Origin of the sequence: Paenibacillus sp. BR1-192, from assembly GCF_029542445.1 — a bacterium.
Taxonomy (GTDB): Bacteria; Bacillota; Bacilli; order Paenibacillales; family Paenibacillaceae; genus Paenibacillus_AQ; species Paenibacillus_AQ lautus_A.
On sequence record NZ_CP120718.1, the window covers coordinates 6,308,911 to 6,322,636 of the forward strand.

The window sequence follows — 13,726 nt, forward strand, 5'->3', positions numbered from 1 at the left end:
TCGTTGTTTACCAATCGATACGCTGCTCCGTCTCAGGATCGAAGAAATGCACTTTATCGAAATTGAAAATGAAGGTTTTGTCCATGCCCGGATAACCCGTCGTTTCCGGATGAACCTTCGCGGTCACGGTCCGGTTGCCTACGCGGAAGTACACCAGATTCTCCGAGCCGAGATGTTCAACGACCTGGACCTTCGTGGAATACTTGTAATTCAGATTGGTCGTGCCCGGCAGATCCTCGCCGGTGATATGCTCGGGACGAATCCCCAGAATAAGATGCCTGTTGTCGTATTTGCTTAGGGCACCGGCCATCGAATCCGGAATGGTGAATGTCCCGCCTTCCATCCGGAGAACATTTCCTTCCTTCTGCACGTCGATGAAGTTCATCGGCGGGGATCCGATAAAGCCGGCTACGAACATATTCTGCGGATTCGCATACAGCTCGGTCGGTGAGGCGATCTGCTGGATAATGCCGTTATTCATTACAACGATCCGCTCACCGAGCGTCATCGCTTCAACCTGATCATGCGTGACGTATACGATGGTAGCTTCCAGGCGCTTGTGCAGCTCGGACAGCTCTACCCGCATTTGCACGCGAAGCTTCGCATCCAGGTTCGACAGCGGCTCGTCAAACAGGAATACCTGCGGGTCGCGAACGATCGCCCGCCCTACCGCAACACGCTGACGCTGTCCGCCGGACAGCTCGCGCGGCTTCCGGTCGATCATCGACTCCAGGCCGAGAATGGAGGCTGCCTGCGATACCTTTTGCTCGATGTAAGCCTTGGGCTTCTTCAGGTTCTTCAAACCGAAGGAGAGGTTCTCGCGGATCGTCATATGCGGATACAGCGCATAATCCTGGAACACCATGGCAATGTCGCGGTCTTTCGGATGCAGATTGTTGACCACCCGGTCCCCGATGATGATGTCGCCGGACGTTTGACGTTCAAGCCCCGCAATCATGCGCAGCGAGGTGGTTTTGCCGCAGCCGGACGGACCGACGAATACCACGAACTCTTTATCATTGATCACAAAGTCCGACCCCGCTACAGCGGTAAACGTCCCTTTGTTGTCGTCTACAAATTCTTTTCGTATATTTCGGAATTCTACGCGTGCCATAACTTTGCCTCCTTCTAGCCTTTAACGGCTCCAATGGTGATGCCTTGCAGGAAATAGCGCTGAAGCGAGAAGAACAGGATCATCATCGGCAGTGCCGCGACGGTTGCTCCAGCCATAAGTGCGCCGAAATCGGTCGTGTCCGCATAGACGAAGGAAGCAAGACCGACCTGAATCGTCCTCATTTCCGTCGAGTTGGTCACGAGGAAGGGCCAGAAGAAATCATTCCATGATGCAACGAAGGTGAATATCGCAAGCACGGCAAGACCCGGCTTCGCCATCGGAAGAATGACCTTCCAGAAGATGCCGAATTCGCCGCAAGCGTCGATGCGCGCCGCATGGATCAAAGAGGTAGGCAGCGATGACATGTACTGCTTCATCAAGAAAATGTTGCCCACGCTTACGATTCCGGGAAGAAGGATCGCCGTGTATGTATTCCCGAGATCAAATACGTCGATCATCAAAATGTAAAGCGGAATCAGCGTCACCTGCGCCGGGATCATCATCGTGCTGAGCAAAATCCAGAATACCGCTTTGTTCCCCGGAAACTTTAGCTTCGCAAAAGCATACCCTGCGAGCGAAGCCAGGAATACGTTGGTCACCGTCAGGATGGATGAGATCAATAAGGAGTTAAAGAGCCACCTCATGACGTCGGTTTTGCCAAAAAAACGCTCGTACGGGGCTACGGAGAATACCTCCGGTATCATTTTCGGGATAAACGATGCCGCTGACTTGGTGTCCTGTACAGAGCCGATCAGCATCCAGTACATCGGAATGATCGTCAGAACGCTCCATACCACCAGAATGACCGAGGCCACAATCAGCATGATCACTTTTGATCTTGATTTCATAGGTGCACCCCCTTAGCTTCAAAAATAGGCCTCAGTACTCCACGTCGGACGAGAAGTATTTGAATTGAATGATGGAAATGACAATAATCAAGGCAGCCAGAACAAAAGATTGCGCCGCCGCAAGTCCGAATTCGTAGAAATTGAACGCCGTGCTGTAAATCAGATAGGCGATGGTTGTCGTCGCGAAGTTCGGTCCGCCCTGCGTCATCAGGTACACCGAGATGAACACCTGGAAAGACGTAATGACGCCCGTCACCAGCAGATACAGGGTGGTCGGTTTCATCAGCGGCCACGTAATGCGCCAGAATTTGGACCAACCGCTGGCATGGTCGATGTCCGCGGCTTCATAGAGCGATTTCGGAATCCCGCCCATGGCGGCCAAATAGAGAATAATGCCCGCGCCATGCGAACCGAGCCAGTTCATCAGAATGAGCGAAAAGAGCGCCGTGTTCGATTTGCCGAGCCATATGACCGGATCGAACCCGAACAATCCGATGAAACGGTTCAGCAACCCGGCTTGGGTCGGATCGTAGATCGCAAGCCATACCACCGATATGGTGACGCCGGAGGCAACGGCCGGCAAATACATCGTAGCCTTGAAGAAGGTCTGCCATTTATTTTTCATCTGAAAAATAAAAAAGGATAATGCATACGTGATGACAATGTTGACCGGAACGGTACCGATCGTGAAGATGACCGTATTCCTCATGGATTTCCAGAACACTTCATCCTGTACCATCCGTGTGTAGTTGTCTGCTCCAATCCATTCGGAGCCCATCACGCTGTATTCCTGAAAGCTCATCAGAAAAGCGGAAGCGACAGGGTAGAGCGTGAATATCAAAAACAACAGTACGGGAGCCAGAATGAATAAATACGCCCATCCATATTCTCGTATGTACCCCTTCATGGGGGGACGTGATGGCCGGGCTTGCGCCGGGGCAGTCTGCATGTGATTTCCTCCTTTGCGCACAGGTGAAGTATTTTCATGAAGCCTTATAGAGTCTGGAGCGATTGGTTTAAAAAGGGAGTGCCCCGATCGTTCCTGCTAAGGACAACGGGACACCCCCTTATAACTTCAATTACTGTCCTAAAATTTGTTTGCCTTTGTCCTTGAAGTCTTGTGCGATCTGCTCCGGCGTCTTCTCGCCAGAGAACAGCGCTTGAATGTTCGGCTTCACCACTTGCTCCTTGAATTTCTTCTGGTTGCCCGAAGCATCCGCATCGAGATTCAAAGTCACCGGAATTTCCTTGAAGTTCGCGAAAATTTCTGCTGCTTTAATGGTAGATTCCGTACCGAGCCCTTTGCCTTCATAAAACTCCGCTTGGGATTTACGCACGAATGGCAGCACCAGTTCATTCGCGGAATTACCGGCTTTCGCGCCGCTCAGTCCTTCCATGATCAGGAACGTGTTCTTTGCATGCTCTTCGCCTTTATCCTTCTTCTGTTTGAACGCCACGTAACCTTCGCCAAACATGGAGGTCTTGCGCTCAGCCCCGTCATTATGCGGAACCGGCAGCAGGACGAAGTCGATTTTCGCGCCTTGGACCGTACCGCTGTCAATATCCTTCGCGCGGTTCTGCAGCATCACGTCATAGTAAGGGATTGCCTTGGACACGATCGCGGCTTCCTCGGCATAGAACAGGTCCATCCGTTTCGCCGGCGTAATCGCGGCAGTCTCGGCAGGCAGATGTCCGGCTTTCATCAGATCGGACACGAACGTCATCGTATCCAGGATCCGCTCGTCATTCCATTGGAACTCTCCCTTGTCGTTCAGAACGTCAGGCATGCCGTTGCTGCGTGTCAGCATTTCCATGAAGTCCAGGGAAGTACCGTCCGTCACCAGCGCATACTGCGTATTGCCGTTCGGAAGTTTCTTGGTCAGCTTCTCGGCAGCAGCCTTGAACTCGGTCCAAGTCCAGCCGTTCTCTTGAATAGCCTTCCAGTCGATGCCTGCTTCTTCGAGAATCTTCTTGTTGCCGCCCCAAGCCCAGAGGGATTGGTACAGCGGGAGACCATACTGCTTGCCCTGGATTTGACCCAGCTCAAGCGTTCCCGGCAGGTAGTCGTTCTTGATTTCATCCGTAATATAAGGGGTCAGTTCCAGTGCCAGGCCCGTATCCACATAAGCTCCATCCACCGCGTGGAAGTATAGGTCAGGCGGGTTGCCGGCATTCAAGGCGACGTCGAACTTCTTCGGGCCTTCAGCCCAGGAGAGTACTTCGGTTTGTACGGTAATATGCGGATATTTCTCCTTCAGATCCGCCACATGCTCTTTCAATTCATCTTCGTATTTACCATGTACCGGATAAGTCCAGACAACGACCGTGTCCTGCTTCGGCGCAGCTTCGCCGTTTCCTTCCGAAGCCGTTCCGCTTCCGCCTTCCGGTGCCTTCGCTCCGCCGGAACCGCCGCAAGCCGCGGTAAACACGAGCATCAAAGAAGCCAACAATGTAAGCCAACCTTTTTTCTTCATGTACTACTCCCCTTATCATTTATATATTTGTGGTTTCGCTATGAACTACAAACGCTTGATCGCTCGCCGGCTTTCATCCAGGTATTTCACTGAATTCTCGTAATTCCGGCTGGCGACGCCAAGATATAAAATATCGATAAGATTAAGCTGCGTAATACGAGAGGACATCGCGCCACTGCGAATCTCGTTCTCCGTCGAGGAGGTGTACAAAGGGATGTCGACCGATCGGCTCAAGGTAGAATCTCCGTATTTGGTAATGCCTATCGTCTTGCACCCCTTCTCCTTGGCAATGGCTGCTGCGCGGATCACCTCGTCCGTTTCACCGGAATAGGAAATGCATACGGCCGCATCTTCCGGAGTCAGCAGCACCGCCGAGGTGAGCTGAACATGAGGGTCCGGAAAAGATATGCATACCTTATTGATCCGCAAAAATTTCTGCTGGGCATCCATCCCGATCAGATTGGAAGCCCCTACCCCAAACATGAAAATGCGCTTCGACTGATCGAGGGCCAGAACGGCCTCTTCCACCATCCCTTCCTCCATAATCTTCATCGTATCCCGAATCGATTGAATGTTATTGTTCGAGACGTTCTGTATAATTGCAGAAATGCTGTCATTGGGCCGGATATCCTGATATCCGGTGGCTAATGGCTCCTGCAAGTCTCCGGCTACCTTCAGCTTCAGATCCTGATAGCCTTTGAATCCCATCGTTTTGCATAGGCGCACAATGGCTGCCTGACTGGAGCCGCTTCGGACAGCAAGATCCGCCACCGACATTTGTATCATCTCTGCCGGCTCCTGCAAAATGAAGGCTGCAACCTTGCGCTCGGACGGATTTAATGAATCATACACCTCGCGCAATCGAACCAATCCGCCGTTCATTTCTTGCCCCCTTTTCAAATCATCCTCTGATGGTCACTACTATGTAATATTACTTTACACATCTTGAATGAAAGCATGACTGGTATCGCTTTCACTATCAGTGGATTGAGTTTATTATAAATTGTATGAAATTATATTTCAATACATAATTCATGATTTAAAATTTTATTTTACAACACCTGGTTTTTCTCCTATACTGGATATAGAAAGCGAAGTGGTTCAATATGGAAATTTTTATCGGTGTCGATGGCGGCGGTACAAAGACCGAAGCAACCGCTATCAATAGCGCTGGAGAAGTGTTGTCCCGTTTTACCGGAGGTTCCACCAATCCTTACATTGTAACATTCGATAAAGCGATGGAGGAACTCCGAACCGTGTTGGATGAGCTCATGGCCCCTCTTTTTAATAAGTCGTTTTTATTAACATCAATATGCCTTGGTATGTCAGGTATAAGTTCGGTAGAGGAACGGCAGCGTGTACAATCTCACCTGCGTTCCTACTTCCGGCAGCGGCAGCTCTCGCTGCGTATTTACATGCGTTCGGAAGCCGAAATTTCATTGATGGCGGTACTGGGGCGTCAGCATGGAATACTCGCAATCTCAGGAACAGGCTCCAATACCTACGGCATCACCCAATCGGGAGACATCTACCGCGTCGGTGGTTGGGGACATCTTCTCGGAGATGAAGGCAGCGGTTATCAGATCGGACTTCAGACTCTGAAATCCGTGATCAAGAGCCATGAAGGCATAACGCCCCCCACCCTCATGAGCAGCCTGATCGTTGCAGCCTACCCGATCCGGCATATTACCGACCTCAAATCTTACATTTACCAGCCCGCTATAACGAAACAGGATATCGCCTCTTTCGCCCGCTGCTGCATCGAGGCAGCCGACGCCGGCGATGAAACGGCACTACGCATTATCAGGCAGCAGGCCGAAGAGCTGGCCGATACCACTTGCGCGCTCATTCGACAGAACGCCGAATTCGCCGAGAGCGAGCTTGTGGGAATCGGCTCGATTTTCAAGCATTCACGATGGTTCCGGGAGACGTACACCAGCCTTATGCTTACACGTTACCCCCTGCTCCGTTTCCCTGAAGGAAACCGTGAGCGAACGCCCGCGCAGGGCGGGGCCCTGTTGGCCTGCAAGCTATTTACTGACGGCGTCTCTGACTTGCTGTAGCTTCCACATCATCAGTGCCCGTCCATATTCCAAGGCAAAAAAGGAGACCTGTCTCATGACGAATATTCTAAGTCAATTGACAACCGAACAGCCTCACGAAAATACCCAGAACATTGATCAGTTGAGCTCGGAACAAATCATGATCCTCATCAACAATGAAGATAGCCTGATCACCGATGCGATTCGCGAACTCATTCCTCTGATTGCCAGGGCGGCCGATCACGTTGTCGATGCTTTCCAGAAGGGCGGCAGATTGTTTTACATCGGTGCGGGGACCAGCGGTCGCATCGGGATTCTGGACGCATCCGAGTGCCCGCCTACCTATGGAACGGACCCGTCCATGGTGCAGGGGTTGATTGCCGGCGGCTTCCGGGCCGTCAAAGAGGCCATCGAAGGCGCTGAGGATAGCGAAGAGCTCGGCGAGCAGGACATCAATGAAAACGGTATCAACGAGAAGGACGTCGTTCTTGGCATCGCTGCAAGCGGACGCACGCCGTATGTCCTTGGCGCCATGAGACGCGCCAAGGAAAGAGGGGCCGTTGTTATCGGTTTGTGCAACAATTACGAATCGCCGATGCATCAGTATGCCGAATTCGTGATCGAGGCCGTCGTGGGTCCCGAGGTCATCATGGGCTCCACGCGCATGAAGGCCGGCACCTCTCAGAAGCTGATTCTGAACATGCTGACGACCACCGCCATGATTCGGATCGGCAAGGTGTACAAAAACCTGATGGTTGACCTCAACCCGTCGAACAATAAGCTGGTCCATCGCGCCAAGCGCATCATTACCCTGGCAACGGGAGCATCGGAGGAGGCCGTGGAGAAGGCATACCATGAAGCCGGCGCCCATGTCAAAACCGCGATCGTAATGCTGCTTGCCAACGTCAGTGCCGCGGAAGCCTCCAAGCTTCTTGACGGTACCAGCGGGTTTGTGCGCAGCGCGATCGATATGAAAACAACGAAATAACATAACGTGTGCTTATGTGCGAACTATGGCACCCGTCGTGAAATGTTAAACGGGATATCCCAGGTCCGGTCGATCTGGAGGATATCCCGTTTATTTGTTTGCCAGCCTTGGACCTTTATGTACGGATAGACGTCATCTTATTGATGGGCCGACGGGTTTCATCGTTCATGGATGCCCGTTCTGCCCCATCGGATCGTTAGGCTTCAGCCCCTCGCGAAACCTGGACTTCTTGTAAACAACCGTGGGTTCATCACTCCTTGTCCGATGCCCGGCCGACCTGTTGTTCGCTCCATTCCCACAGGCGCGCAGCCAGCTTCGGATCCCTTGCCTTCTCGGTCGTTTTGGCCGGTTTGCATTTGACGTAATATTCCCCTGTCACATGCTCCACTTCTGGGCTTGATGCCAGGTAAATCGCTGTCCGGGCTCCTTCGAGCGGGGTTAAGAAGAAGGGACGAAGCAGCTTATGAACGGCTTTGCCGAAGCCTGTATCCCGGTTCACGCCGATGCTGGTGCTGACGGCGCCCGGATGAAGCGCATTAACCGTTATCCTTGTCGGCTGCAGCCTGCGGGCCAGCTCTTTGGTGAATAAAATGTTAGCCAGTTTGGACTGCGCGTAACCCTTGGCCACATTGAAGCCCTTCCCAAGATTCGGATCATCGAAGTGGATGCTGCCCACCTTGTGCGCTCCGGAGGAAACGTTCACGACCCTCCCCTGCCTGGCATGCTGAAGGGGCTCCAGCAGCTCGTTCGTTAGCAAAAAATGCCCCAGATGGTTGACTCCGATCATCGCTTCGAATCCGTCCTTCGTCAGTTCCCGCTGAATGGTGACCACGCCGGCGTTATTCACCAGAACGTCAAGCTGCTCGTATTTGGCCTTATATTCGGAAGCAAATGCCCTAATGCTGTCAAAAGACCCTAAATCCAGCGACATCAGCTCGATGTTCGAGCTGCCGCTCTCCTGCTGCGCCTGCCGAAGAGCCTCTTCGCCCCTGGCCCGACTACGGCAGGCCATAATCACGTGCGCTCCGCCTTTTGCCAGCTCCGACGTCGTTGCCAGGCCCATGCCGGAGTTGGCTCCTGTTACGATGACGATCTTTCCTGTCATGTCATTCATCCCGCTGACCTCCTGTTCGTATCCTTCTACCATTGTAATAACAAAAACGGCTATCGACGTACTTTCTCAGAAGACAGACCGCATTTAGCGGAAGTTTTTCTTGCGAGACAAGGATGGTAAGCCTCCGAAGTTTATACTTTCTTATCTCTAAAAAAAAGTCCCGCCACCAACATCGATCTGGAGACGAGACTTCAATTACGTACTAAAGAAAGCTTATGCCAGGCTTATACGCCTCAAGCGCCGCCGTTCATGGCGAGTATGATCGCAGCCAGTCCGAAGCAGAGGTTCAGCAGGCACAGGAATACCAGCGTCTGCTTCTGGTTGAGCCCCGTTGCCAGCAAACGATAATGGGCTTGGGAGGCATCGGCCTGATAGATCGGCTTGGATTGAAGCATTCGGCGGATGACCACGATGATATTATCGAAGATCGGCACGCCCAGCGCAAAGATGGGAACGAACAAGGACGCCAGGGTTGCACCCTTAAACGCGCCGTCCAGAGCAATAATCCCAAGGATGAACCCGAGGAAGGTAGCGCCGGCATCCCCCATGAACACTCTGGCCGGCGGCTTGTTGTACCTTAAATATCCCAGCGCGGCTCCTACGAGTATGACGGCGAGCAAGGCGGATTCGCCTCGGCCCATCGTAATCGCGACAACAAACAGCGTACCTCCGGATATGGCGGATAGCCCTCCTGCCAGCCCGTCGATGCCGTCCGAGAAGTTAATAACCGTCGTAACGCCGAAGATCCACAGAATCGTTAAGATCAGTTGCAGCCATTCCGGCAAGTTAATATAGTGACCCGTAAACGGATTGTTGAATCCTTCGAACGCGATGCCGTAGCTGTATACAACGACGGCTGCGCTGACCTGTACAATGAGCTTCGGCAGCGAAGCCAGCTCCTTGCCCTGGGACTTATACCAATCGTCCACGAGGCCGATCCCAAGAATCAACGCGCTACCGATAAAGATACCTACCGCTTCCCTTGAGATGGTACCTGTAAGCGCAAAATAAGTGATGAAAAATCCGATGAATATGGCGACTCCCGCCGTCAGCGGTATCGGCTCGCGGTGTATTTTCCGCTCGCTGTCCGGCCTTGGCTTGTCCACAAAATCAATCTTGACCGCAAGTTTGCGAAATGGCGGAATCAATACCAACACCAGCACCATGGATATGACAAACGCTGCAAAATAGAGCATGGTTTCCTCCCAATGAATGATGAATAATGGAGAACATTGCAATCTAAGTATATGACTTATAGCGAATCCTATCAACCTATCAAAAAGAAAAAGACCGCCGCATCCGTAGAATTTCTACTTAGCAGCAGCCCTTTTCGGACTCATCGGTTAAGACTCCTTCTTCACCGCAAGCCCAATGATCATAACGATAAGTGCCAGCAAAGCAATCAACTGATCGATGGTCATGGCCAAAAGCCTCCTTGAATGGCAGGATGGCTCTTGCCGGACTACGCATCTCCCTCTCCCGTTAAATGCCTTACGTTTTCCCCATTACCATCCTATGAGGGTTCATCCCCCGTTTATGACGATGACCGCCAAAAAAACCTGCCCTCGTTCAGATAACTTTCGAGGGCAGGTTTGCATATCGCGCAGGCACGCGGGAAGAGGCAGCGCGCGGGGTACGAGGTACTCATTCCGGACAGCGTACGAGGCACTCATTCCAAACAGCGCCAGCGTTTAGGTTATGGCTCGCTTCGGATCGGGATTCACCTTATTCCGTCACGATGTCATAGATCAATATAGGCGCATCTGCATGATCAGCGATTCGAATGCTTTCATACAGCTTCTGCTTCACGTCGTCCACGTTCTCGCGGTTGGCATGGATCGTGACAAGGGAATCCCCCTTCTTCACGGCATCGCCGACCTTCTTGTTCAGCATCAGGCCTACCGCCAAATCAATTTCAGATTCCTTCGTCGCGCGGCCGGCCCCGAGCAGCATCGCCGCCGTACCGATCTCATCCGCTACCAGCTCGGCGACAACGCCGTCCTGCTGCGCGGGAAGCTCAATGAGATACTGTGCCTTCGGCAGACGGTCAGGATGATCCACCACGGACGAATCTCCGCCCTGGTTCTGGATGAATTCCTTGAACTTCTCCAGTGCCTTGCCGTTGCGAATCACCTCTTTTAGCTTCTCTTCGGCATCTTCGAGCGAGTCGGCCTTCCGGGCCAGATACACCATCTGTCTGCCCAGCGCCAGGCACAGCTCTTCCAGATCCTTCGGACCCTCGCCGCGAAGCGCATCGATCGCTTCCTGCACTTCCAGCGAATTGCCGATCGCGGCCCCAAGCGGTTGGCTCATATCGGAGATGACCGCCATCGTTTTACGGCCGACGTTGTTGCCGATGCTGACCATGGCGTGTGCCAGTTCCTTGGCATCCTCCACCGTTTTCATGAACGCGCCAGCGCCGGTTTTAACGTCCAGCACAATCGCATCCGAACCGGCGGCAATCTTCTTGCTCATGATCGAGCTTGCAATCAGCGGAATGGAATTGACGGTGGCCGTCACATCCCGGAGCGCGTACAGTTTTTTGTCCGCCGGCGTGAGGTTTCCGGTTTGGCCGATGACGGCGATTTTATGTTGATTCACAAGGTTCACAAATTCGTCTTTGCTGATCTCCACATGGAAGCCTTCGATGGATTCCAGCTTGTCGATCGTTCCTCCGGTATGGCCGAGGCCGCGTCCCGACATCTTCGCTACCGGAATATCCAGAGCCGCTACGAGCGGAGCCAGCACCAGCGTCGTCGTGTCGCCTACGCCCCCGGTGGAATGCTTATCGACCTTGATTCCCTCAATTGCGGACAGATCAATCGTTTCGCCGGAGTTTACCATCGCCATCGTCAAGTCCGCCCGTTCCCGGTCGGACATGTCCTGGAAATAAATCGCCATGTTCATGGCGCTCACCTGATAGTCGGGAATGTCTCCCTTGGTATATCCGTCGATAAAGAAATTGATCTCTTCTGTTGTCAGTTCCTTGCCGTCGCGTTTCTTCGCAATTAAATCAACCATTCTCATCGTACATTCTCCTCACTGTTTGCGATGATTGTATTCCTTCCACGGGAATCACTACAAATACGGACTGTTCTTTCGATCGCCGCTGCCCCCAGATTCCTTATTGTTGGAATCCGTGGGCAAAGGCGACCTGGTCGCTTCTCCAAAACAATTCCGCCTTCTGCGCTCAGGGCAGTTTCCTTACAATGAAATCGCCGTATCCAGCGCGACTTCCATCATCTCGTTAAACGTCGTTTGACGCTCCTCGGAAGAAGTCTCTTCCCCTGTGAGCAAGTGATCGCTAACGGTCAGGATCGTCAGGGCGTTCACGCCGAATCGTGCCGCGATCGTGTAGAGCGCCGTCGTCTCCATTTCCACGCCGAGCACGCCATGCTGCATCAGCTTCTCCACGACGGATTTGTCCTCGCGGTAGAACACATCGGACGTGAACACGTTGCCGACATGCATCTTCAGGCCTTTCTCCTTGCCACGCTCATACGCGCCGAGAAGCAGCGGGAAGCTGGCAATCGGGGAGAAATCATAACCGTTGAAGTGGTGACGGTTCATGCCGGAATCCGAGCAAGCCGCCTGGGCCAGGATGACGTCGCGCACCCGGACGTGCTCCTGCATCGCGCCGCAGGTTCCGACGCGGAACAGGTTTTTGACGCCATATTCCCGAATGAGTTCATTGACATAGATCCCGATGGAAGGCACGCCCATACCCGAACCCTGCACGGAAATGCGTTTTCCTTTATAGGTTCCCGTAAATCCGAGCATCCCCCGCACTTCGTTGTAGCAGGTCACGTCCTCCAAATACGTCTCGGCAATGAATTTAGCCCGCAGCGGGTCGCCTGGCAGCAGAATCGACTCGGCGATATCTCCCGGTTTCGCTCCAATATGTGTACTCATGTCCCATTCCTCCACTTGTTCGATTATTTCAAATCATTCAAAAAGCTGGTTCCGTGCTCCGGCAGCTTCACGCCGAAGTTGTCGGCAACCGTGGCACCGATGTCGGCAAAGGTCTTGCGAAGCGGCAGTTCCTTGCCTTCCGCGAAGCGAGGGGAATATACAAGCAGCGGCACGTATTCTCGCGTATGGTCCGTGCCCTTGTAAGTAGGATCATTCCCGTGGTCGGCCGTGATGATCAGGAGATCGTTCTCCGTCATTTTCTCGAATACCTCCGGCAGGCGCCGATCGTAATCCTCCAGCGCTTGGCCGTATCCTTTCGGGTCGCGGCGGTGTCCGTAGACGGCATCGAAATCCACGAGATTCAGGAAGCTCAACCCCTTGAAGGATTCATCCAGGGTTTGCACCATTTTATCCATGCCGTCCATGTTCGATACGGTTCTGACTGCCTTCGTAATGCCTTCCCCGTCGTAAATATCGGAGATTTTACCGAGGGCGATGACGTCAAGACCGGCATCCTTCATCTCGTTCATCGTCGTACGTCCGAAAGGCTTCAAGGCATAGTCATGCCGATTCGCCGTACGCTTGAAGCTCCCCGCCTCGCCAATAAAAGGACGGGCGATAATCCGGCCGAGCATATACGGATCTTCCAGCGTAATTTCGCGGCAGAACTCGCAAATCTCGTACAGCTCCTTGAGAGGAACCACATCCTCATGCGCAGCGATTTGAAGCACGGAATCGGCAGAGGTATAGATGATCAAAGCCCCTGTTTTTACATGCTCTTCGCCAAGCTCTTCGATAATCTCCGTTCCGCTGGCCGGCTTGTTGCCGATAACCTTGCGTCCGGTTTTCTTTTCGATGCGCTGAATCAGCTCGTCCGGGAACCCGTCCGGGAATACGCGGAATGGCGTATCGATATACAAGCCCATAATCTCCCAATGGCCTGTCATGGTGTCTTTGCCATTCGAAGCTTCCTGCATCTTCGTATAGTAAGCCCGAGGTTGATCCGTTGCAGGGACGCCCTCGATCTCCCGGATGTTGGACAGCCCGAGCGCTGCCATGTTCGGCATGTTCAGCCCGCCGCATTCGCGGGCGATATGCCCCAGCGTGTCGGAGCCGATGTCGTCAAAATCAGCCGCATCCGGTGCTTCCCCGATGCCAACGGAGTCCAATACGATCAAGTGAATTCGGTCAAAACGTTCCATATCCAAGTGCTCCCCCTCATTTATGAGTTTTT

At 53.0% G+C, this 13,726-nt stretch carries 12 protein-coding genes; 2 read left to right on the top strand and 10 right to left on the bottom strand.

Annotated features, from left to right (window positions below; genetic code table 11):
• Window positions 1–7: 7 nt before the first annotated feature.
• The 5 genes from P0X86_RS29015 to P0X86_RS29035 form a co-directional block, all read right to left on the bottom strand.
• Window positions 8–1,114 (bottom strand): ABC transporter ATP-binding protein, encoded by a 1,107-nt coding sequence (locus P0X86_RS29015; protein ID WP_090913312.1) that lies wholly within the window; start codon window positions 1,112–1,114, stop codon window positions 8–10.
• Window positions 1,115–1,128: 14 nt separating this feature from the next.
• Window positions 1,129–1,962 carry a carbohydrate ABC transporter permease gene (locus tag P0X86_RS29020; RefSeq protein ID WP_009590118.1) on the bottom strand — a complete coding sequence of 278 codons (834 nt, stop codon included), beginning with the start codon at window positions 1,960–1,962 and terminating at the stop codon, window positions 1,129–1,131.
• A 31-nt stretch (window positions 1,963–1,993) separates the two neighbouring features.
• The gene (locus P0X86_RS29025) at window positions 1,994–2,911 is read right to left on the bottom strand and encodes a carbohydrate ABC transporter permease (protein WP_009590108.1); all 918 of its coding nucleotides are present in this window, start codon (window positions 2,909–2,911) and stop codon (window positions 1,994–1,996) included.
• Window positions 2,912–3,041: 130 nt separating this feature from the next.
• Window positions 3,042–4,436, bottom strand: coding sequence for an ABC transporter substrate-binding protein (locus tag P0X86_RS29030; protein ID WP_009590111.1), 1,395 nt, complete (start codon window positions 4,434–4,436; stop codon window positions 3,042–3,044).
• Window positions 4,437–4,481: 45 nt separating this feature from the next.
• Complete coding sequence (locus tag P0X86_RS29035; protein ID WP_036663781.1) at window positions 4,482–5,318, bottom strand: MurR/RpiR family transcriptional regulator; 837 nt, start codon at window positions 5,316–5,318, stop codon at window positions 4,482–4,484.
• A 224-nt stretch (window positions 5,319–5,542) separates the two neighbouring features.
• On the opposite strand from P0X86_RS29035, the gene P0X86_RS29040 reads away from it, so the two are divergent.
• Complete coding sequence (locus tag P0X86_RS29040; RefSeq protein ID WP_277747093.1) at window positions 5,543–6,499, top strand: BadF/BadG/BcrA/BcrD ATPase family protein; 957 nt, start codon at window positions 5,543–5,545, stop codon at window positions 6,497–6,499.
• A 55-nt stretch (window positions 6,500–6,554) separates the two neighbouring features.
• Window positions 6,555–7,466: an N-acetylmuramic acid 6-phosphate etherase gene (gene murQ / locus P0X86_RS29045; protein WP_213580936.1), complete on the top strand. Its 912-nt coding sequence runs from the start codon at window positions 6,555–6,557 to the stop codon at window positions 7,464–7,466.
• A 250-nt stretch (window positions 7,467–7,716) separates the two neighbouring features.
• Here the strand turns inward: murQ and P0X86_RS29050 are convergent, their stop codons facing one another.
• The 5 genes from P0X86_RS29050 to deoB form a co-directional block, all read right to left on the bottom strand.
• Entirely contained in the window at window positions 7,717–8,580 is an 864-nt protein-coding gene (locus P0X86_RS29050; protein ID WP_277747094.1) for an SDR family oxidoreductase, read from the bottom strand.
• 233 nt (window positions 8,581–8,813) lie between these two features.
• Window positions 8,814–9,776: an MraY family glycosyltransferase gene (locus tag P0X86_RS29055; protein WP_090913318.1), complete on the bottom strand. Its 963-nt coding sequence runs from the start codon at window positions 9,774–9,776 to the stop codon at window positions 8,814–8,816.
• A gap of 529 nt (window positions 9,777–10,305) precedes the next feature.
• Entirely contained in the window at window positions 10,306–11,607 is a 1,302-nt protein-coding gene (locus P0X86_RS29060) for a pyrimidine-nucleoside phosphorylase (RefSeq protein ID WP_096776890.1), read from the bottom strand.
• 177 nt (window positions 11,608–11,784) lie between these two features.
• Window positions 11,785–12,492 carry a purine-nucleoside phosphorylase gene (gene deoD / locus P0X86_RS29065; RefSeq protein ID WP_009589537.1) on the bottom strand — a complete coding sequence of 236 codons (708 nt, stop codon included), beginning with the start codon at window positions 12,490–12,492 and terminating at the stop codon, window positions 11,785–11,787.
• 23 nt (window positions 12,493–12,515) lie between these two features.
• Complete coding sequence (gene deoB / locus P0X86_RS29070) at window positions 12,516–13,694, bottom strand: phosphopentomutase (RefSeq protein ID WP_277747095.1); 1,179 nt, start codon at window positions 13,692–13,694, stop codon at window positions 12,516–12,518.
• Between the last annotated feature and the right edge of the window lie 32 nt (window positions 13,695–13,726).